This is a genomic window from Marinomonas hwangdonensis (genome assembly GCF_003721245.1).
Taxonomy (GTDB): domain Bacteria; phylum Pseudomonadota; class Gammaproteobacteria; order Pseudomonadales; family Marinomonadaceae; genus Marinomonas; species Marinomonas hwangdonensis.
Map to the genome: position 1 here is coordinate 51,692 of NZ_RIZG01000011.1, position 19,535 is coordinate 71,226.

Sequence of the window (19,535 nt, forward strand, 5' to 3'; positions counted from 1 at the left end):
GACACAGGGTGTTTTTTAATCATAGGATAAGTTGATTCTTTATGGCTCAGTTTGTATACAGCATGAACCGCGTTGGGAAAATTGTTCCACCTAAACGCGAAATCTTAAAAGACATTTCTCTTTCATTTTTCCCAGGCGCTAAGATCGGTGTATTGGGTCTTAACGGATCTGGTAAATCGACGCTACTACGCATTATGGCGGGTGTGGATACCGAGCATAACGGTGAAGCACGCCCCATGCCGGGCATCAAAATCGGCTACCTTGAGCAAGAACCGCATCTTGATCCAGAAAAGAACGTGCGTGGTATTGTTGAAGAAGCCTTCTCTGACGTTATCGAAGCCATGGCGCGTTTGGATGCCGTGTACGCAGAATACGCGGAACCCGATGCGGACTTTGATGCGCTCGCAAAAGAGCAAGGTCAACTTGAAGCCTTAATCGAAGCGAAAGAAGGTCACAACCTAGAGCGTGCCCTTGAAGTGGCTGCCGATGCGCTCCGTCTTCCACCTTGGGACGCCAAAGTAGAACACCTTTCTGGTGGTGAGCGTCGTCGTGTGGCGCTTTGTCGTTTGTTGTTGAACAAGCCAGACATGATTCTTCTCGATGAGCCGACTAACCATTTGGATGCGGAATCCGTTGCTTGGCTAGAGCGCTTCTTGAAAGATTACCCAGGCACTGTTGTGGCGATTACCCACGACCGTTACTTCCTAGACAACGCTGCTGGCTGGATTTTGGAATTGGACCGTGGTCACGGTATTCCATACGAAGGTAACTACTCGTCTTGGTTAGAGCAAAAAGACGCTCGACTACAAACCGAAGCGAAACAGCAAGCGTCTCATCAAAAGGCCATTAAATCGGAGCTTGAATGGGTTCGCCAAGGGGCCAAAGGGCGTCAGTCTAAATCCAAAGCCCGTTTGGCTCGATTCGAGGAAATGAACTCTCAAGAGTTCCAAGATCGTAACGAAACCAACGAGTTGTACATTCCACCAGGACCACGTCTTGGTAATAAAGTCATCGAAATCGAAGGCGTAAGCAAAAGCTTCGAGCACAAGATGCTACTAGAAGACTTCAACATGGTGGTGCCACAAGGCGCGATCGTCGGTGTTGTCGGTGGTAACGGTGCGGGTAAATCAACCCTATTCAAAATGATCGCTGGTATCGAAAAACCAGACACTGGCACAGTGACATTAGGTGAAACGGTGCAACTTGCCTACGTTGATCAAATGCGTGAACTAGATGGCGACAAAACGGTTTTCGAAGAAATCGCTGACGGCCAAGACATGATCACGGTGCACAACTACAAAGTGCCATCTCGTGCTTACATTGGTCGCTTTAACTTCAAAGGGTCAGATCAGCAAAAACTGGTTAAACATTTGTCTGGTGGTGAGCGTAACCGTTTGCACCTTGCAAAATTGCTTAAAGAAGGCGGCAACGTCTTGCTACTGGATGAGCCAACCAACGACCTAGACGTTGAAACCTTACGTGCACTGGAAGACGCGCTACTGGCCTTCCCAGGCTCTGCGATTGTTATTTCCCACGACCGTTGGTTCCTAGACCGTATCGCAACACACATCCTTGCATACGAAGGCGATTCTAAAGCCGTTTTCTTCGAAGGTAACTACGCTGAATACGAAGCCGACTACAAAAAACGTACCGGCAACGACGCCACACCAACACGTATCAAATACAAACGTATTGATGCGTAATTCTATTTGATAGAATTGGTTGGTTTTGAGAATGGAAAGCCGCTTACCGGAAGGTAAGCGGTTTTTTAAAAATCAAAAAGCGCTACACAATGTCCACGCTAATTAGTGTGCCATTTGTTCCAATCACTTCATTTTTACCCTCGCAGATATCGGTTCCAATCAACCCGTTCAAGCTACCCGTCATGAAGAAGAATTCGTCAATGTAGCCTCGACGAACACATTCTTGTACACCCTTCAACAGCACCGCCTTTTTCTGTTCGAAAAAATCGGTAGCGCTGGTCGAGTACTGATAAGTATGGCTCTGATGACCACTTTTTAGCGAAAAGTCCCCCGATACGGGGAGATCGGAAACAAGGATGCCATAGTTAAAATAAAAATCGCAGGATGGGTAACTGTGGGGATTAATTTTAGGGCGTATGACTTCAATGCCGACAAATGGCTGACAACCACGAACAGCGTAGTCAATATCACCTGCCAAGAGTGGGACGCTGCACTGGTAGCAGATTTCCACTTCAATACCGGATAGGTCACTTTTCGATATCCGCGTCCCTTGATGCTGAAAAATCTGAAAATCAAAAATAGGCGAAAGGATAAAAACACCAGAATCTTCAACGACTTTCCATCCTTTAATTACCGCACCTTTACTCGTTAATTCTGCAATCAACTGATCTTGCGCATGACAAATCGCGTCATAACTCTCTTGAATAGACACAAAAGCACCGTGTTTAAATGCGTTGAGAACGGCGGAATATTCTGAAAAATTCATCAAGGAGCCCTTTAAAAAGAGTCACCACACAAGAGAGTGACGGCAAATAAAGTCGCTAATATACAAGATTTTTCATTGAGGAAAAGCAAACTTGTCGATCGCTTAGGCGTTAATGCGTATCTACACCATCACCACAGACAAGCTTTTGGCTAGGAAAGGAATGTCGCTTTCTTTTAATCCTGCGAGATTGATTCGTCCTCCATCCACAAGGTAAACACCAAACTCTTCCCTTAATCGCATAACTTGCTCTTTGTTCGCACCAATCACAGAAAACATACCTTTGTGCTGACCGATGAAGTCAAAATGATGGTGACCTGTTTGATGCTGTAAAGACGCCACTAGAGCCGCCCGCACGCGATGAATTCGTTGTCTCATTTCTGAGACTTCCGATAACCAGACAGCCTTGAGCGCTGGGTCTTCAAGAATGGTACGCACAACCGCCGCACCATGATCTGGTGGCATGGTATAGGTACTGCGTGCGCATTCCATAATGCGGCCTTTAATGCACAAACTTTTTGAGGCACTGTCTGACGCCACGACGGCAATGCCAGTACGCTCTCGATACAAGCCAAAGTTTTTAGAACAGGAACTGGCAACCAAAAACGCGGGCACACGCTCAGCAAGATAACGAAAGCCCGCCGCATCTTTTTCCATGCCATCGCCAAAACCCTGATATGCCATGTCTATGAAGGGCAAGAAGCCTTGTTGATTGGCCATATCCGTTAATGCTTGCCAAGCACCATAGCTGAGATCGGCACCAGTTGGGTTGTGACAACAGCCATGTAATAGTACGACGTCATTTGTGCCTAATGCTGATAAAGCAGACAGCATTATGGGCTCATTGACGCTTTTTGTTTTTGGGTCAAAATAAGGATAATACGCCACATTAAGACCAGCAGTTCTCATAATAGGTGCATGGTTTGCGTAACTTAAATCACTCATCCATACGGTCGCATTAGGGTTAGCGATAGCAATAACATCCGCCATTAATCGCAACGCCCCACTCGCACCCGGTGTTTGAACACCAACAACCCGTGCATCTCGTTGATTTTGTGCCTGCCGCTCTTCCCCTAGTAAAAGCGATATCATGGCTTGGTTGAAACGCTCGCAACCCGCCATGCCAACATAACTTTTACTTTCTTGAGTTTGAACTAAGCGAATCTCAGCCGTCTTAACCGCTTGCAACACAGGAGTCTTGCCATTTTCATTGCGATAGACGCCTACACCCAAATCCAATTTATTAGGTCGCGGGTCCTGCAGACAGGCGAGTGTTTGAGACAAAATGGGGTCAATAGCAGCAGGACTGAGCGTATTAAACATAAAATTTTCCATTAAACGTTGATGAAAAGAGAGTGTCGATTAACGTGACGACTTCACAATGCCGCTGGCAAACACCACACCGACACAAACAAAGCACAGACCCACAGCGGCCGCGATTCCAATGGATTCGTGCAGTAAAGGAATGGCCAGAAGTGATGCCATTACAGGCGTTAAAGCTCCCATGGCCGCAGTCCGTTCTGCCCCAAGTGAGTTGATTGCGTAGCCATAACTAAACCCCGTACACAGCCCGACTAATACGGCTTGCACAAAAAACTGCCCCGCCAACTCTCCCATGCTAACGGCGCCCATTCCAGAGGTCACCAAGCCCGTTGCTAATAGAACAAGCAACAAGGTCGTGGAGACCAGCCCCAATAATCCCGTGGCCGCCAATGGCGGAAGGCCTGCGACTCGCAAACTGATCGTAAATACCGCCCAACAAAAACTGGCCCCGATAAAATACAAATCACCTTTCCAGACCTCACCGTCAAGTGACCAAAAAGACAACAAAAATAATGCGCTCACGCCGGTTAAAATCGCCAACAACCCCATTAAACGAGGACGACTCAGTGGCTCTTTAAACACCACCACGGCAATAGCCGTCACGAACAGAGGAAACATACCAGGGATTAGTAAGCCCGCATGCGAAACCGGCGCATACTTCATACCCGCCGAGCTCAAAAAGAAAAAAGGCACCCCAGCACCCAATACAATGCCGAACAAGGTCCATTTCGGGACAACAAGCATTCGATGGCGAGCACGATATAAAAACGGCATCAGTACAAGCGCAGGAACACCATAACGCATCAAAGCGAGGTCAAAAGTGGTCAGCATCGACTGCGCCCCCATCTTGACACTCACAAGCCAGCTTGCCCAAATACAGGCCGTCACAAAGGCGGCAAGCAATCCAAGCTGGAAAGCGCCCCCTGTGGCGATACGCCGATAGTCTGACGTGGGTACCGCTTTACTGTGGGTAATATTATTCATGATCCATCCTGCTAAAAATACCAGTTTCAAATCGTCTTTGATGCGTTCATTATAGGAAGAGAATCACGAGCATGTCCTTGCCATTATCGCCTCGAAATAGAGATTTTTTGGCACAGTATGCTTATTTAGAGAAAATAAATTACAAGGTATGCTAATTTAAAGATGGACAATACAGACATTCAAATCCTCACCTTACTGCAGGACAATGGCCGCTTAAGCAATGTGGAGCTGGCAGAACAGATACATTTATCGGCTTCGCCTTGCCTACGTCGAGTCAAACAACTCGAAACGCTTGGTGTCATCAAAAGCTACAAAGCCAGTTTAGAGCGTACCAAGGTGGGATTATCCATGACGGTATTTATTGAAGTACGTTTAAACAACCACACCGGTGATGCCAGTGATGCTTTTGAACAAAGTGTGGCGAGTTTACCCAATGTGATTAGCGCTTACTTGGTGTCGGGGTACGCCGACTACAGGCTCGAAATTGTGTCTCGCGACCTTGTCGATTACGAAGGCATACTAAAGACGATTCAAAGCCTGCCTTATGTAAAAGACATTCACAGCAACTTTGCCATACGAGCCATTAAAAGCGACGCGCCCTTGCCTTTAAAGAAAAGCTAAACAATACCAAGGCGCTAGAAAAGCAATGGAATGAAAATACACTACTCATGGGAGGTATTTGATGGATAAAGTAGCATTTCTCTTCTATTGTTACCTATCTGTCATATTAATTTTTTAGTGTGTACAAACCGTTTTGCAAGAATACAGACCATGGAGCCAATGACATGAAGATGAAAGGACAGTTAGACAGTGTTCGCCCACTAAAAGAACACAAACCCAAAGCGAAGAAATCCGGCTCAAAAAAAAAGAAAAAAGCCAAACAAGAGGCTCAAAAAGACATTGCAGTGCTCCCTGACGCGACGGAAAAAGCACTTAAAGACGGTGCTGAAAAAAAGACAAAAGCGCTCAAAAAAGTCGATAAAGACGCGACGGATAAGTCGACAGGCAAACCGAAACATCTCACTAAGCTCAGCGCTCTGCAAAACACGTCTCAAGCAACTTTAGACAATGCCGCACTTACTCAGGAGACGGATATCGCCAAGGGAAACCGACAGCGCGCCTCAAAGCGTCTTATGCCGATGACCAAAGATGAGCAGCTCATCGCCATTAACCACATCATCAAACGTTTGCTGTTAAATGAAATGACTCAGGGTGAAGCTTTGCGTGAGCTTCGTGTTGACGTTTTAGGATTAAGGCAGGAAGCATACACAGAATTAACAGGCGTATCGCGTAAGACGCTGTCTGAAATTGAAAATGATAAAGGCAATTACACCGCTGAAATCGTCAACAAAGTGTTTAAACCTTTTGACTTAAAAGTCGGCTTAGTCCCTACATCAAACCAATTGTTAGCGGCTATTCTAACGAATTGATTGGACGATAATAAATACTAAGATTCAACGGCAAGCCGACGTGTTGTACAAAACGAACTGTTACAGATTCGACGCGAAGGCTTCCATCTTTTCAGCAAGATCGAAGTCTTTCTGTGAAATACCCGATACGTCATGGGTTGTCAGTTGGATGCTGACCTTGTTGTACACATTAAACCATTCAGGGTGATGATCTTGTTTTTCCGCGTACAGAGCACTCATGGCCATAAATCCGAAAGCTTGTTGAAAATCCTTGAATTTAAAGGTTTTAATGAGTTTTTCGTCTTCTATCGCCCAGTCTTCTGATGCTTCTGTATTCAATTGGTTCAGTGCTTTCTCTATCTCATGCTGTTCGAGCTTTCGATGTGTCATGCTTTTTCACCTCTATTTAAATCAGAAAATTTATCATATCAAGCACCAGTGTAGCCGCTTAAGGCATCAGTTAACACCCAACAAAAAAATCCCTTGTGCAACTTAATACAAAAGGGATTCTTAGAATTAACGTTTTAATGGAAAACCATTACTTGATTGTGAAGTTCACATCGATGTTGCCACGCGTCGCGTTTGAATATGGGCAAACCTTGTGAGCGGCTTCAACTAACTTCTCAACAACATCTTTTTCTACGCCTGGAACATTCACTTCTAAATCTGCGCAGATAGTAAAACCTTCGCCTTTAGTGTTAGCGCCGATACCAATAGTTGCTGTGACGTTAACGTCATTAGGCACTTTTACTTTCTGTTGTGACGCAACTAACTTCAATGCGCCGATGAAGCAAGCAGAATAGCCGGCTGCGAAAAGTTGCTCAGGGTTAGTACCTTCACCGCCAGCGCCGCCCAATTCTTTTGGCGTGCTTAGAGCAAGGTCCAATTTGTTGTCAGATGTAATAGAACGACCATCGCGGCCACCAGTAGAGGTTGCTGTTGCGCTATAAACGGCTTCCATAATATTGCTCCTAAAATGACACGTTTAAGTTATCTAGATAATAATTACCGCGATAACTATATGGTTAAATAAAAGCTCAGTTACCTAAGCTGATGAATATATGTTATTGCAATAACTATTATTGCGCAACCCCTATCTTACAAGTTTTTTTCTAAGGCTGATCAGTTGCTCACGTAATGCCGTGATTTCTTCAATATCAATTCCGCAGGCCTCAGCAACACAGCGGTTTACTTCTAAACCTTGTACCCGCAGCTTATTACCTTTTTCAGTCAAGGCAATACTCAAACTACGATCATCGTCCACTCCACGTAATCGCTGCACTAAACCATCAACTTCCATGCGTTTTATCACCGGCGTTAGCGCACCAGACTTTTGTCCAAGCGCATCGCTAATATATTTCAAACTCACCCCATCTTGTTCCCACAAAATCAACATCACCGTGTATTGCGGATACGTCAGACCGATGGCAGAAAGTGGTTCTTTATAGAACTGTGTCATTGCAAGAGACGTCGAGTACAAGGCAAAACACAATTGGTTGTCGAGTAATAATGGATTATTTAATTTCATGGGCTCTCAAGATATAGCACAAACAGTTACAGCGATAATGATTAAACATTTTACACATTAACCGTCGTTACAGCATCAAATTAGCGGTCTTAATTGAATGCCTCTGCTACTATCGAGTTCTGCTCAAAATGACTGGCCACGGTTCTTAGTGGCGCTATTGAAAGACAAAACAAGGGACATCCATGCAACGCTCAAGTACCACCATAGGCACAATTGAATTGATTATTGCCATGATACTGTCTGGCACTATCGGCTATTTTGTTATCAGCTCAGGGCAAGCGTTTTGGAATGTGGTGTTTTTCCGCTGCATCATCGGCGCGGTTGTTCTAGGTGGCTATGCTTATTATGCGGGTCTTATTCGTGGTGAATATTTCCAGCGTAGCGTCTTGCTGATGATTATTTTGGGTGGCGTTACCTTGGTAGGAAACTGGATATTTCTGTTTGCTTCCTTCAACTATATTCCTTTTTCTATCGCTACCGTGGCCTACCACATGCAGCCATTATTTTTAGTATTAACAGGCGCGTTAATCACCAAAGAGAAACTGTCGGGCAGTCTGTTATTTTGGCTCGCATTGGCTTTTGTCGGTTTGTTTTTAATCGTGGAATTGGACCTGAACGAGATAAACGCACTCTTCTCAGGTGAAGCAAGCACCGACGGTTCTTCTGCATTATTTGGCTTATTACTCGCTTTGGGCGCAGCGCTACTTTATACCGTGACCACGCTTGTTACTAAAAAAGTCAGCCAAGTGCCATCAACCTTTGTAGCCTTGGTACAGGTGATCGTTGGTATCTTTATGCTCTTGCCCTTCGCGGATTTTGGTAATTTACCAACACAAACCAACCAATGGATCGATCTATTGATTCTCGGTGCGGTATTGACCGGATTTATGTACATCATTATGTACGACAGCTTTCAAAAACTGCCCACCAGCCTGATTGCCTTGCTGTCGTTTATTTATCCGATTACCGCTCTGTTTGTCGACCACTTTGCTTTCTCGACGCACATTAGCCTAACGCAAATACTCGGTGTGATATTGATATTATTGGCGGTTAGCGCAGTGAAATTTAATTGGGTATTACCAAAGCGCCGACACAAGGCGTAAAAAAACCAGCGGTCGTGACGGTCGCTGGTTTGGATATGGACTGACGGTGTCAGCCCATCAAATAACATGAACCAAGGTTACTAAGCTTGTGTTGCTCGTAGCATCCACGCAGTTTTTTCATGTACTCGCATACGATCTGAGACCAAGGACGCAGAAGATTCATCGTCAGCCTCTTGCGCTACTTTTAATACCTTACGAGCTGTTTTGACGACTTTTTCATGGCCTTTAGTTAGATATTTCACCATGTCAGCCGAAGTTGGCACCCCATCTACTTCTTTAATGGAGCTAAGTTCTGCAAAGGCTTTGTATGTTCCTGGTGCTGCCACATCCAAAGTACGAATACGTTCTGCAATATCATCAACAGCAAGCGCTAATTCTTGATAGTGTTCTTCAAACATTAAATGCAATTCACGAAATTGTGGACCCGTGACATTCCAATGAAAGTTGTGTGTTTGCAAATACAGCGTGTAAGTGTCTGCAAGAAGGTGTTTTAGTCCATCGGAAATTTCAGCTCTATTTTTTTTGCTTATACCAATATCGATGTCTGACATGTTATTACCTCGTTTTAAAAAGTTGATAAAGCTTGTGAGACCACGGCAAAACCCAAAAACAAACGCCGCAGTGCATCCTGTACTTTCAGTTTGACCAGTATTGCATACGCTGACACGATGATCACCTGCGTTAATGTATTTATATTATTACAGTAAAATCTTCCGTTCCGAAACCCGCCAACCCAAAGGAAACAAGGAGATAATAAGGGAAGAAAATGATCATTCCCTTAAATCAAGCTCTCGTGAACACCTCAGAAAACTATGTTTTTCTTAACAAAAACAATGAACTAAACAGCACTCTTGTTCAATCAACTTCCATTTTTCGCGCTGTGTTTTGTGCAAATTCACATCGATACTTCCGCCTTATCGTAAATATAATTATCGACAGTCTTGCACTAGACTCCTCTGATCAAGATATTCAAAGTGCTTCGAGTTAAAGCGCTCCACCCTTTATTTTTCTTACCCTTTCAATCACCTCTTCGATCCAAGCAACCGTTAGCCAATCTGGCGCGGAGGCTGAACGAGAAAAGGCTATTTGTACGGCAGGCAATGCTGGCAATAAATCACTTTCGATGATGTCTAGTGAGTCACTCACGCTGATGCTGGCGATGGCTGAAATAGCTTTTTCGGCCATCAGCAGGCTTTCAATAAGGGTGAGATTGGCGGTGACGCAATACAGTTGATAATCCGTGCCTTTCTTCTGCAAACCATCGACGGCGCTAGAATGAAATTTGCAGCTCGATTCGTATAACGCCAGTGATAATGGAATCATCGACGTCCAAGCAAAACATTTTTTCGCCACCCAAACGCCCTTGTCTTGAAACAGAGCTAGGCCTTCGTCGCTGTCTGGCGTTCGCGTGACTAAGGCCAAATCAATGTCGCCCTTGTCCATCAATTCTCTTAGTTCGGCTGAGGTACCGGTGCGAATTCGAAAGCGGATATTGGGTTGCATCGTTTCCATGACAGACATAATGACGATCAACAAATTCGCCACGTAATCATTCGGACAGCCCAGATTAAGCAACACGCCTTGCTGCGGGCCTTTGATGGATTGCAACGCGCTTTCTTGTAGCTGCAAGATACGTCGTGCGTAATGCACCAGCTGTTGGCCATCTTCGGTTAGCACTTGATCTCGACCTTGTTTGCAAAACAGCTCGGTGCCGACCTGTTCTTCCAGTCGTTTCATCTGCATACTGATAGCCGATGGCGTGCGAAAGGTTTGCATAGCGGCGCGCTGAAAACTGCCGTGATCGACAATCGCCACAAGGGTTTTTAATAGTTCCGTATCCAATACCGTTCTCTCATTTGATCATTCATCAAAACGCGTTATGCCAGCCATCAATTTAATTCGCTTTTTTCTGTTTCTGTCTTATCGCAAGATCAGACCATCAACTAAGAAGGAAAGAGTTATGATTCTGCACGATTTTTTACCCTCAGGAAACGGTTATAAAATCCGTTTGTTATGCGCCTGTTTAGGTCTGAAAGTAACTTTGAAACAATATGACATTACCAAAGGAGAAACGCACACAGAATCCTTTTTGGCGATGAACCCAAACGGTAAAATTCCGGTATTGCAATTAGATGATGGACAATGCTTAAGCGAAAGCAACGCGATAATTCTCTATCTTGCAGAACAATACAAATCTGCCTTGTTACCAACCGATGCCATCCTTAGAGCCAAAGTCTATAAATGGCTATTCTGGGAACAATACAGCCACGAGCCCAATATTGCCTCGCCACGTTTTTGGCTGACTCACAACGCCATGACGGATCTAAAAAAACAAATGCTGCCGGACCGTATTCAACAAGGTCATGCAGCGTTAAAACAAATGGAAGAAACCTTGGCAAAACAAACGTTTCTAGTGGGCGATTCCATAACACTGGCGGATATTTGCCTGTTCCCTTACACCCATGTGGCAGAGGAAGGCGGGGCTTATCAACTGACCGAGCATCCCAATATTCAACGCTGGATTAAAGACATTGAAGCCTTGGATTGGTTTATTCCCATTACCCAAGATTAACGTCATCAATCAAAAACAAAAAGCCTCATCCACTCGAACTTCAGTTAATACCGAGTTGGCAATAAAACAGGCTTCATGGGATTGGTGATGCAGTGCTTTTAACACCTCTGAACTCGGCCTTTCGCCAACAAATGTAACGGTTGGGCGTAATACCACTTCCGTCATCATTTGTTTGCCATTGGGGCCAATTGCCAAGGTACCAAAGGCGTTGTCTGTGTATTGTTCGACAATGAGTTTTTTACGAGAAGCGAAGTCCAAAAAGAACAACATGTGGCAGCTAGAAATGGCAGCAACAAAGGCTTCTTCAGGGTCTACATTTTCTGCCACGGACATAGGCAAAGGAACAATATGTGGTGAAGACGAGGCTGGAACAACTACGCCACCTTCGAACAACCATTCATGAGCGCGACTGTATTTTTTGTCCGAAAATACCTGCGAGCCACGTTTCCATTCAACCGTTGCGAAATACTCCGACATGCTACATTGCTCCTCACCAGTTATTTTATTAACCCTAATCTAACGGCTTTCGTTCAAGTTTTCATATGTAACGAGACCTGTACACAATCGCCTCTGTAGCTCAAATAACAAGGCAATTATTAACCATGAAATTGTTCTTTGCAAAAAGTTACAATTTATTTAAAGAACAGCCTAAACATTACTTGCACAATTTTAAATCCAGTGTAATTTTTACGATAACGCTAGTGTCTAATTGATGCGATTTCTGTGAGAGAAGACAGCTGTATAGCAGGGAAAGTTTGCCAATTTTGGTTTCTAAAAACTTCAAACACAGGGATATATTCATGAAGATGCTACACACAATAAGAGGCCGCTATACAATAATTTTTGGTGGTCTAGCATTGGTTTTTCTACTAGTAATCATCTCAACCGAAACATTAGTGACCTACTTACAAAATAGCATTGGTAAGTACGCGTCTGGATCTTCTTTGATCCAAAATGCCGATAGAGATTTGTACCAATCTCGCCTCGGCTTAGCCACATTGGTATTCGAGCAAGACTCAAATAAAGCGAATACGCTAGAAGAAACAACACTGTCTAATGCTAAGCAAGCATTGGACAGAATGCAGCAATTCCGCCTTTTAACAACAGACATAGACGAGATAACTCGCCTCTTAGCAAATTTTGATAGTGCCTACCAAAAATGGTCTACGGGTAATTTAAACATTATTAAATCAATGAAAGATAACCCTGACGCCGCCATGATTCTTTTTATTGGTGAAAACCAAACGGATTTCACCGAGCTACGTTCGCTATACGACCATTCAGAAGAACTAATCAGCAAATACTCTGAACTTGAAAACCAAGCTATCAACGAGTTTACTGATACCTTTAAACTGGTGGTCGGAATATTTGCGATTTTTGCAATATTTTTAAGCGTCATTCTTGCTTGGTTTGTCCCTAGGAATATCTCAAAAGCCATCAAATTGGTCACTTCAGGTGTGCGCGAAATCAGCTCTGGCGACGGTGATTTGACACGCCGTATCAACAGTACAAAACAAGATGAAACTGGCGAGTTAAGTCGCGAGCTAGACGGCTTTGTCGCTCGTTTAGGCAGCTTGATCGGACAAGTACGTAACGGCTGTGAGCACATTCGCCAAGAGATGTTCAACTTAGGTGAATCCGCTTCTGAATCTGCTGACCTTAGCGAACGCCAACATCAATCCCTTGATTTTGTGGTGACAGCAGTGGAAGAAATGGGCGGAGCAACACGTGAGGTCGCACAAAATGCCGCTGACACAGTGGCAGAGGTTGAAGCCTTAAATCGTTCTGCAGATGATGGCGTTAAACAATTAGATAGTGCTATTTCTCAGCTTGATAACCTTGCAGAGCAGATCAAAGGGGCTGCAGGCGTCATCAATCAGCTTTCTGAACGATCTAATAAAATCGCTTCCGTATTGGATGTCATCCTTGGCATTTCCGAGCAAACCAATTTACTCGCCTTAAACGCGGCGATAGAAGCCGCTAGAGCGGGCGAGCAAGGTCGAGGCTTTGCCGTTGTTGCCGACGAAGTGCGTGAACTGGCCAGCAAAACCCAAGCCTCTACCGAAGACATACAGAAGATGATCAATGACTTGCAGTCTGGCGTCAGCAATGCGGTAAGCTCGATTACTCAAAGCGTCGATATGGCAGGCACCAGCGTCTCTCTTTCTCGTAAAACCATGGAATCCATTGCCGTTGTGAAAACATCCGCTGGACGAATCTATGACTTTACCGCGCAAACCGCCAGCGCAACCGAAGAGCAAAGCAAGGTCACTGACGAAATAAACGAAAACCTTTCGAATCTAGCTAGTATGTCGAAAGATGTTATGGAAATATCTAAGCGTATTAGTCATTCTGTTCATCAGACCTTAAGCAACTCCGACGAACTTGCTGGACAAGTAAAGCGTTTTACTGTGTAGATGTGAATCGACAAAATTAAACCCTGTAGCCATAGTCACTTCTGATTTGCTACAGGTTTTTGCCCACATAGACCATAGCCTTAAGGGCATTACCTTGTTTTCGATAGACCTAGGAGATAACAGACAAATCGCTACTTACCTATCAAAAAACTGTTTAACAAAAACTATAATTTTTTATTAAATTGGCTTACTGCGTCAACTACTTGTCTTGCGCCAATTTGAATATCATTCATCACCTGGCCAGCTTGCGTAGAAACGCTTTATGAGCTTTCTCCATACTGGCTTCAATAAGAGACACAGCCTGCTCGGTCAGCCTTTTATTGTCGCTCACCACATTAATAATCTCTTCTGTCGCTGTGCTGGTCCTAGAAGCCAGTTGCCTTACTTCATCGGCAACAACGGCAAAGCCTCGACCTTGCTCACCTGCTCGTGCGGCCTCTATAGCTGCATTAAGTGCAAGTAAGTTCGTTTGATCCGCAATACCGCGAATGCTTTCTACCAGATCAGAAACTTTCATGGATTGAGTATTCAATTCAAATATCCCTTTGCTTGCGTCACTCATTTGACTAGATAATTCATTCATCGTTTGAACAGTAGACTCGATGACTTTTTTGCCATTTATAGCATCTTGATCGCTCTTTTTAGATATTTCATAGGCAATCTCAGAAGTTTCTGAAATCGCAAATTCCCTTTCCATCTGTTCCGTAATCACAATGGCCAGTTTAATTACCTTGTATAGTTCACCGCTGTCATCATGAACTGGATTGTAAGAAGCCTCTAACCAGACTACATTCCCGTTGCTATCAAATCGCTTGAACCTATCGGACACAAAGGCTCCAGTACGAAGCTTTTGCCAAAAGTTTTGATAGTCTTGAGATTCAACTTCTTTTGGGTCGCAGAATATTCTGTGATGTTTTCCGATAATTTGGCTTTTTGAAAACCCCATCCCTTTAAGGAAGTTATCATTGGCGTTTAAAATAATGCCCTCTAAGCTAAATTCAATCACAGCCGTCGAACGATTTAATGCTGCCAACATATCTTCAATTTCTTTTGATTGGGAAATGGTTCTAGTTAGCTCAGTAGAGTAAACCTCTAATATAACCGAACCATCCTCCGCCTTTTTAGGCTGAATCGTTGATCGGTACCAAACTTCTTTGCCCTTTTTATCTTTAACTTGCAAAGCGCCGTGCCAATGCTTTTTACTACTTATAGCAGATAACATTTTTTGGCAATGCTCTTTATCTAAAGATTTCCGCAGTATCAAATCATTAATGCTCTTGCCTATCAGCTCGGTTTTCTCAAAACCACAAGACTGTATAAAGGACATATTGGCATCGACTATTTTCCCTTCTGACGACATAGAGAAATACAGCATTTCTTGTCTGAGATCGGCTTGAGTCTCTTGGAAGGAGGCCAATTCTTTTTCTAACTCAGTAATTCGGGTCAATAATTTTTTGTTACCAAATAACATTTGCAGTCTCCTTAACAATTACTCTTCAATTTTCATAGTTGCTGGTGTTTTCTTCAAATACGACCGTGTTTTTGGAAAGTTTGAAATAAATAGCTCTATTTAAACTAAAGCATTATGTAAAAAAGCCAATTCAGTTTATAAACAAGGTTCGACTTCCCCCTTTTTTTGGAACCTATTTGCATGCCTAGTGATGACTTTATCGATCTGCTCAAATTGCTTATTCGCGCGCCCAGTGTGGTTGGCGCAGAGCATTCATTTTTCCGCGTGTTACAACGCGAACTGGAAGAGCGAGGGGCAAAAGTCACTTGGTACGAAGGTTTATTAGTGGCTCAAGGCAGCGATCCGTTTAGTACTATGTTTTCAGCTCATATAGATCGTCATGGTTTGGTGTGTACTGGCCCAAATGAATTCCAATACGCAGCGTTTGTTTCGGCAAACCGCACCGATTTATTGAACAACTCGGTTTCTGAAGAACTCATGACCAAGGTCACAGAGCGCTTCAACCATGAAGAAATCTACGCCTACGAGCCTTGGTCTGGCGTCTACCGTGGTAAAGGCACGATTAAAAGCTCTTATGTTTGTGAATTTCGTAATAACTTAATTTTTGAAACCGAAGGATTAGAAGGCGTCGTGGCCGGAACACCAATTGCGTTTAAAGACCAATTGCACATCGTCGACAATCGCTTAGAGGGCCAGCTCGATAACGTGATTTCTGCCGCCGCTTTGGTGCATCTTTTTGATCATGGCTTTAAAGGTACGGCCTTTTTTACCGCCCAAGAAGAAGCCGGAAAAAGTTGGCGTTATTTGCTTGAGTGGTTCCGTCGTTTTGGTGGCTCGACCAACCGTTTATTCGTAGTGGATACCAGCCCTTTTCCAAATGTCGATGCTGCCAACGAGCAGCTGCTTGTGCTTAGGGAAAAAGACGCTAACGCGACTTTCAACAAAGAAAGCACACAACTTCTTGAAGAACTGTGCGTAAAAAACAACATCAGTTATTTGTATAAAAACCGTTACGTGGAAAACGAAAACGCGAAACGTGCTGAACAAGGTTTGCCGCCAAGCTCGCTAGGTAGTACTGAACTTGGTCGTATTATCGCCGCATCAAATGGCTTGGTAGATGGCACCACGATTCAAATCCCAACCATCGGCTACCACACCATGCACGAATCTGCGGCAGTGGAATCGGTGGATGCGTTTTTGGATATGTTGAAAGTCGTGTCGAATATTTAGATTCACCAGATTCTATTTATTACTATCTGAAGCAACACATAAAAAATCCCGTTTCGATATATAAATTCGAAACGGGATTTTTACGATTGGAGCTATAAAGCCAACTCTTTTCGAATGATGTCTGCACCAGCTGTTAAGGCATGTAGCTTGCCTCTTGCCACCGCGCGAGGCAGCGGAGCCATACCACAGTTAGTACAAGGATAGAGCTTGTCTGCATCGACAAACTGCAGGGCTTTTCGCAGAGTATTGGCCACTTCTTCTGGTGTCTCTATAGCATGATTTGCCACGTCGATTGCGCCGACCATGACTTTTTTACCGCGAATAAGTTCGAGCAATTCCATTGGCACATGCGAGTTATGGCATTCTAGCGAAATGATATCGATATTGGATTTTTGCAGCTTAGGAAAGGCTTCTTCATATTGTCGCCATTCAGAGCCAAGCGTCTTTTTCCAATCGGTATTGGCTTTGATGCCGTAGCCATAGCAAATATGCACTGCGGTTTCGCATTTAAGGCCTTCAATGGCCCTTTCTAACGTTGCGATGCCCCAATCATTGACCTCATCAAAAAACACATTAAACGCTGGCTCATCAAATTGGATGATATCCACACCAGCCGCTTCTAACTCTTTGGCTTCTTGGTTGAGAATTTTGGCAAATTCCCACGCGAGCTTTTCGCGACTTTTATAATGATCATCATAAAGCGTATCAATCATGGTCATTGGACCTGGCAACGCCCATTTAATCGGTTGCTTGGTTTGCTGACGTAAAAACTTAGCATCCTCAACAAACACTGGCTTAATGCGGCTAACAGGGCCAACAACCGTGGGAACGCTCGCATCATAACGGTCACGAATTCTTACTGTCTGACGGTTCTCAAAATCCACGCCGCTGAGGTGCTCAATAAAAGTGGTAACGAAATGCTGGCGCGTTTGCTCACCGTCACTGACAATATCAATACCCGCTTGTTGCTGCTCTTGTAGCGAGATACGCAGCGCATCCTGTTTGCCGTCAACTAATTGATTACCTTGCAGTTTCCAAGGAGACCAAAGGGTTTCTGGCTCGGCAAGCCATGTGGGTTTAGGCAAGCTTCCTGCCGTTGATATTGGTAGTAGCGTGTTTTTAGTATCTGTTTTTTCAATAACTGTTTTCATAATAAAGAATGCCGTCTATTAAATGTAATGTTGAAAAATAACCATGGGGACTTGCGCCTATGCGAAATTAGCAGACCACTGCTCAAGCACCCTTTGGTATGGCTTTATGAAATGCTGCTCAGCAAATTTGCCTTGTTCACTCGCCAATTGACTGCGTTCTTCACGGTCATAAACAATTTGTGTTAGAGAATGATCCGAGTTTTTCAAGTTCGGCTGATAACTCTTTCCAGCAACTGCGTTGGCGTTGTAAATTTCTGGACGGTAGATTTTCTGGAAGGTTTCCATCGTACTGATGGTGCCAATCAGCTCAAGATTGCTGTAATCGTTAAGCAAGTCGCCTACAAAATAAAACGCTAATGGTGCAGCACTGTTGGCAGGCATAAAGTATCGAACCTGCAAGCCCATCTTTTGAAAGTATTGCTCGGTCAAAGAAGTACCATTTGGTTGATATTCAATTCCCAGTACTGGATGCTGATTTCCCGTACGCTGATACGTTTTATTGTCTGAAACACTTAGGCAGATTACCGGCGGCTTGGTAAATTTTTCTTTAAAGCTGTCTGACTTCACAAAGCTTTTGAAGAGCTTTCCATGTAGATCGCCAAAATTATCAGGAATGCTAAATTCTTTTTGGCCTTTGTTATGGTTTGGCAATAAGACGCTGAAGTCGTAATCACGCACATAAGAAGAGAAATTGTTTCCTACAATACCTTCGATACGCTGCTCAGTGTGGTGATCAAGAATATTCGTTTTCAGAATTTCAATGGTTGGGAAAGTCTGGCCCTTCCCTTCGATATCCACATCAACCGAAACGATTTCAAGTTCAACAGAATAACGATCTCCCTCCGCGTTATCCCAATGCGCCAAAGCATTAAAACGATTGTTAATCATCCTTAATGCATCGCGTAAATTCTCTTGTCGTCTCTCTCCCCTAGCCAAATTCGCAAAGTTCGTTGTGATACGAGTATTGTCTGCAGGGCGGTAGCTTTCATCGAAGCAAACGCTCTTAATGGTAAAGGTAAAATCGTTGTTCATGGTGATCTGGTATCCTATTTTCTGAAGTGAAATGGAGATCTATTCCTTGTTCTCACTCGCGTGTTTTTTGCTTGTTGGCGATCGGCCTAATGAATATGTGAGTACAGTTATACGCAAACATTAAAATGAATAAAAATGAATTAAATTTAATTTTAATGAATATAATTCACGCAAAAATAGACACGCTTCTGAGATGGTAGCTTTCAATCAAGAGTAAGGGAGTATGTTGGAGGGTGATAACGCCCTAGGTAGAGCGTTATTTTATCGGACATTAATCAACAGTAGAGAATGGAATAACCGGACAATTGAGCACAATGTCAGTTCGTTCGATGGTGACCAAGCCCTGATCCTCTGCCGTCAAAATAGCTTCTTCAGACGTCAGTTCTTTTGCCTTGCTTGGGTCTTTCCATACCACGAGGTACATCAACCAAAGCGGCGAGTAATGCGTATTTTCACTCTCATAGCCTAATGGTTCAGGAGCGGAAGCAAATACGCTCCACGCTTGTTCTTGATTCGGAAAAGCGTACACACGTTCTAACGCGGTTTTTACTTGGGGTGGCTTAGGATACTGAGGTATCGTATTTCTCAACCGAGGGGCATAATTAGCATTTTTTGCTTTTGCCACAGCCTGATCAGACACATCCGTCGTAATGTAGCGAACTTCTTTGCCCTCGTGCCACGCGCGTAATATAGGAAACGACACCAACTGGACTGATGTCGGCGCGACGTCCAGAGCAGGTCGGCCACTGCAAGCAGACAATAACAGCACAACAATCCATAAGAAATACTGACGCAACATGCTATTCACTCCAACATATTTTACGAAAAAAGAACCTTAAACAGTATAAG

The 19,535-nt window shown here is 44.0% G+C and carries 20 protein-coding genes and 1 pseudogene; 7 read left to right on the forward strand and 14 right to left on the reverse strand.

Annotated elements, in window-relative coordinates; all coding sequences use genetic code 11:
• Positions 1-41 precede the first annotated feature (41 nt).
• A complete protein-coding gene (gene ettA / locus EBI00_RS14345) occupies positions 42-1,703 on the forward strand; it encodes an energy-dependent translational throttle protein EttA (RefSeq protein WP_123096642.1) in 1,662 nt (553 codons plus the stop codon).
• A gap of 82 nt (positions 1,704-1,785) precedes the next feature.
• Here the strand turns inward: ettA and EBI00_RS14350 are convergent, their stop codons facing one another.
• The 3 genes from EBI00_RS14350 to EBI00_RS14360 all read right to left on the reverse strand — a co-directional run bounded on the left by EBI00_RS14350 (position 1,786) and on the right by EBI00_RS14360 (position 4,773).
• On the reverse strand, positions 1,786-2,469 hold the full coding sequence (locus tag EBI00_RS14350) for a hypothetical protein (RefSeq protein ID WP_123096643.1): 684 nt from the start codon (positions 2,467-2,469) through the stop codon (positions 1,786-1,788).
• A gap of 120 nt (positions 2,470-2,589) precedes the next feature.
• The gene (locus EBI00_RS14355) at positions 2,590-3,789 is read right to left on the reverse strand and encodes an amino acid aminotransferase (RefSeq protein ID WP_123096644.1); all 1,200 of its coding nucleotides are present in this window, start codon (positions 3,787-3,789) and stop codon (positions 2,590-2,592) included.
• Between the two features lie 39 nt (positions 3,790-3,828).
• A complete protein-coding gene (locus EBI00_RS14360) occupies positions 3,829-4,773 on the reverse strand; it encodes a DMT family transporter (protein WP_123096645.1) in 945 nt (314 codons plus the stop codon).
• Between the two features lie 162 nt (positions 4,774-4,935).
• Here EBI00_RS14360 and EBI00_RS14365 point away from each other — a divergent pair, with 162 nt between their 5' ends.
• Together EBI00_RS14365 and EBI00_RS16195 are read left to right on the forward strand one after the other, a co-directional pair.
• The gene (locus EBI00_RS14365) at positions 4,936-5,394 is read left to right on the forward strand and encodes an Lrp/AsnC family transcriptional regulator (RefSeq protein WP_123096646.1); all 459 of its coding nucleotides are present in this window, start codon (positions 4,936-4,938) and stop codon (positions 5,392-5,394) included.
• A 164-nt stretch (positions 5,395-5,558) separates the two neighbouring features.
• Positions 5,559-6,203: a helix-turn-helix transcriptional regulator gene (locus EBI00_RS16195; RefSeq protein ID WP_241557052.1), complete on the forward strand. Its 645-nt coding sequence runs from the start codon at positions 5,559-5,561 to the stop codon at positions 6,201-6,203.
• Positions 6,204-6,263: 60 nt separating this feature from the next.
• Here EBI00_RS16195 and EBI00_RS14375 read toward each other — a convergent pair whose 3' ends face one another.
• The 3 genes from EBI00_RS14375 to EBI00_RS14385 form a co-directional block, all read right to left on the reverse strand.
• Positions 6,264-6,572 (reverse strand): 4a-hydroxytetrahydrobiopterin dehydratase, encoded by a 309-nt coding sequence (locus tag EBI00_RS14375; RefSeq protein WP_123096647.1) that lies wholly within the window; start codon positions 6,570-6,572, stop codon positions 6,264-6,266.
• A gap of 148 nt (positions 6,573-6,720) precedes the next feature.
• Complete coding sequence (locus tag EBI00_RS14380; protein ID WP_123096648.1) at positions 6,721-7,143, reverse strand: organic hydroperoxide resistance protein; 423 nt, start codon at positions 7,141-7,143, stop codon at positions 6,721-6,723.
• A gap of 132 nt (positions 7,144-7,275) precedes the next feature.
• Positions 7,276-7,710 carry a MarR family winged helix-turn-helix transcriptional regulator gene (locus EBI00_RS14385; protein ID WP_123096649.1) on the reverse strand — a complete coding sequence of 145 codons (435 nt, stop codon included), beginning with the start codon at positions 7,708-7,710 and terminating at the stop codon, positions 7,276-7,278.
• 182 nt (positions 7,711-7,892) lie between these two features.
• Between EBI00_RS14385 and EBI00_RS14390 the strand changes: the two genes are divergently transcribed.
• Positions 7,893-8,813: a DMT family transporter gene (locus EBI00_RS14390; RefSeq protein ID WP_123096650.1), complete on the forward strand. Its 921-nt coding sequence runs from the start codon at positions 7,893-7,895 to the stop codon at positions 8,811-8,813.
• Positions 8,814-8,893: 80 nt separating this feature from the next.
• Here EBI00_RS14390 and EBI00_RS14395 read toward each other — a convergent pair whose 3' ends face one another.
• A complete protein-coding gene (locus EBI00_RS14395) occupies positions 8,894-9,364 on the reverse strand; it encodes a Dps family protein (protein WP_123096651.1) in 471 nt (156 codons plus the stop codon).
• 433 nt (positions 9,365-9,797) lie between these two features.
• Entirely contained in the window at positions 9,798-10,655 is an 858-nt protein-coding gene (locus EBI00_RS14405; protein ID WP_123096653.1) for a LysR family transcriptional regulator, read from the reverse strand.
• Positions 10,656-10,773: 118 nt separating this feature from the next.
• Between EBI00_RS14405 and EBI00_RS14410 the strand changes: the two genes are divergently transcribed.
• Positions 10,774-11,385, forward strand: a complete 612-nt coding sequence (locus EBI00_RS14410) for a glutathione S-transferase family protein (protein ID WP_123096654.1) — start codon at positions 10,774-10,776, stop codon at positions 11,383-11,385.
• A 9-nt stretch (positions 11,386-11,394) separates the two neighbouring features.
• On the opposite strand, the gene EBI00_RS14415 is transcribed toward EBI00_RS14410, so the two are convergent.
• Positions 11,395-11,862: an OsmC family protein gene (locus tag EBI00_RS14415; RefSeq protein WP_123096655.1), complete on the reverse strand. Its 468-nt coding sequence runs from the start codon at positions 11,860-11,862 to the stop codon at positions 11,395-11,397.
• 323 nt (positions 11,863-12,185) lie between these two features.
• Between EBI00_RS14415 and EBI00_RS14420 the strand changes: the two genes are divergently transcribed.
• Positions 12,186-13,802: a methyl-accepting chemotaxis protein gene (locus tag EBI00_RS14420; protein ID WP_123096656.1), complete on the forward strand. Its 1,617-nt coding sequence runs from the start codon at positions 12,186-12,188 to the stop codon at positions 13,800-13,802.
• A 232-nt stretch (positions 13,803-14,034) separates the two neighbouring features.
• Here the strand turns inward: EBI00_RS14420 and EBI00_RS16285 are convergent, their stop codons facing one another.
• Positions 14,035-14,499, reverse strand: coding sequence for a methyl-accepting chemotaxis protein (locus EBI00_RS16285; protein ID WP_241557056.1), 465 nt, complete (start codon positions 14,497-14,499; stop codon positions 14,035-14,037).
• A gap of 48 nt (positions 14,500-14,547) precedes the next feature.
• Positions 14,548-15,273, reverse strand: a pseudogene (locus EBI00_RS16290) (PAS domain-containing protein); the annotation flags it as partial.
• Between the two features lie 180 nt (positions 15,274-15,453).
• On the opposite strand from EBI00_RS16290, the gene EBI00_RS14430 reads away from it, so the two are divergent.
• Positions 15,454-16,503, forward strand: coding sequence for a peptidase M42 (locus EBI00_RS14430; protein ID WP_123096657.1), 1,050 nt, complete (start codon positions 15,454-15,456; stop codon positions 16,501-16,503).
• Between the two features lie 92 nt (positions 16,504-16,595).
• Here the strand turns inward: EBI00_RS14430 and EBI00_RS14435 are convergent, their stop codons facing one another.
• The 3 genes from EBI00_RS14435 to EBI00_RS14445 form a co-directional block, all read right to left on the reverse strand.
• Complete coding sequence (locus EBI00_RS14435) at positions 16,596-17,654, reverse strand: methionine synthase (RefSeq protein WP_123096658.1); 1,059 nt, start codon at positions 17,652-17,654, stop codon at positions 16,596-16,598.
• A gap of 57 nt (positions 17,655-17,711) precedes the next feature.
• Positions 17,712-18,686 (reverse strand): DUF1852 domain-containing protein, encoded by a 975-nt coding sequence (locus tag EBI00_RS14440; protein WP_123096659.1) that lies wholly within the window; start codon positions 18,684-18,686, stop codon positions 17,712-17,714.
• Between the two features lie 271 nt (positions 18,687-18,957).
• Positions 18,958-19,485 (reverse strand): DUF7482 domain-containing protein, encoded by a 528-nt coding sequence (locus tag EBI00_RS14445; protein ID WP_123096660.1) that lies wholly within the window; start codon positions 19,483-19,485, stop codon positions 18,958-18,960.
• Positions 19,486-19,535 lie beyond the last annotated feature (50 nt).

What these genes read in the sequence shown, in the direction of transcription:
- EBI00_RS14360 (WP_123096645.1), bottom strand. Translation starts at nt 4,773, where the DNA reads ATGAATAATATTACCCACAGTAAAGCGGTACCCACGTCAGACTATCGG.
- EBI00_RS14375 (WP_123096647.1), bottom strand. Translation starts at nt 6,572, where the DNA reads ATGACACATCGAAAGCTCGAACAGCATGAGATAGAGAAAGCACTGAAC.
- EBI00_RS14420 (WP_123096656.1), top strand. Translation starts at nt 12,186, where the DNA reads ATGAAGATGCTACACACAATAAGAGGCCGCTATACAATAATTTTTGGT.
- EBI00_RS16285 (WP_241557056.1), bottom strand. Translation starts at nt 14,499, where the DNA reads ATGGAAAGGGAATTTGCGATTTCAGAAACTTCTGAGATTGCCTATGAA.
- EBI00_RS14395 (WP_123096651.1), bottom strand. Translation starts at nt 9,364, where the DNA reads ATGTCAGACATCGATATTGGTATAAGCAAAAAAAATAGAGCTGAAATT.
- EBI00_RS14435 (WP_123096658.1), bottom strand. Translation starts at nt 17,654, where the DNA reads ATGAAAACAGTTATTGAAAAAACAGATACTAAAAACACGCTACTACCA.
- EBI00_RS14355 (WP_123096644.1), bottom strand. Translation starts at nt 3,789, where the DNA reads ATGTTTAATACGCTCAGTCCTGCTGCTATTGACCCCATTTTGTCTCAA.
- EBI00_RS14365 (WP_123096646.1), top strand. Translation starts at nt 4,936, where the DNA reads ATGGACAATACAGACATTCAAATCCTCACCTTACTGCAGGACAATGGC.
- EBI00_RS14445 (WP_123096660.1), bottom strand. Translation starts at nt 19,485, where the DNA reads ATGTTGCGTCAGTATTTCTTATGGATTGTTGTGCTGTTATTGTCTGCT.
- EBI00_RS14385 (WP_123096649.1), bottom strand. Translation starts at nt 7,710, where the DNA reads ATGAAATTAAATAATCCATTATTACTCGACAACCAATTGTGTTTTGCC.
- EBI00_RS14415 (WP_123096655.1), bottom strand. Translation starts at nt 11,862, where the DNA reads ATGTCGGAGTATTTCGCAACGGTTGAATGGAAACGTGGCTCGCAGGTA.
- EBI00_RS14440 (WP_123096659.1), bottom strand. Translation starts at nt 18,686, where the DNA reads ATGAACAACGATTTTACCTTTACCATTAAGAGCGTTTGCTTCGATGAA.
- EBI00_RS14350 (WP_123096643.1), bottom strand. Translation starts at nt 2,469, where the DNA reads ATGAATTTTTCAGAATATTCCGCCGTTCTCAACGCATTTAAACACGGT.
- EBI00_RS16195 (WP_241557052.1), top strand. Translation starts at nt 5,559, where the DNA reads ATGAAGATGAAAGGACAGTTAGACAGTGTTCGCCCACTAAAAGAACAC.
- EBI00_RS14380 (WP_123096648.1), bottom strand. Translation starts at nt 7,143, where the DNA reads ATGGAAGCCGTTTATAGCGCAACAGCAACCTCTACTGGTGGCCGCGAT.
- EBI00_RS14390 (WP_123096650.1), top strand. Translation starts at nt 7,893, where the DNA reads ATGCAACGCTCAAGTACCACCATAGGCACAATTGAATTGATTATTGCC.
- ettA (WP_123096642.1), top strand. Translation starts at nt 42, where the DNA reads ATGGCTCAGTTTGTATACAGCATGAACCGCGTTGGGAAAATTGTTCCA.
- EBI00_RS14430 (WP_123096657.1), top strand. Translation starts at nt 15,454, where the DNA reads ATGCCTAGTGATGACTTTATCGATCTGCTCAAATTGCTTATTCGCGCG.
- EBI00_RS14410 (WP_123096654.1), top strand. Translation starts at nt 10,774, where the DNA reads ATGATTCTGCACGATTTTTTACCCTCAGGAAACGGTTATAAAATCCGT.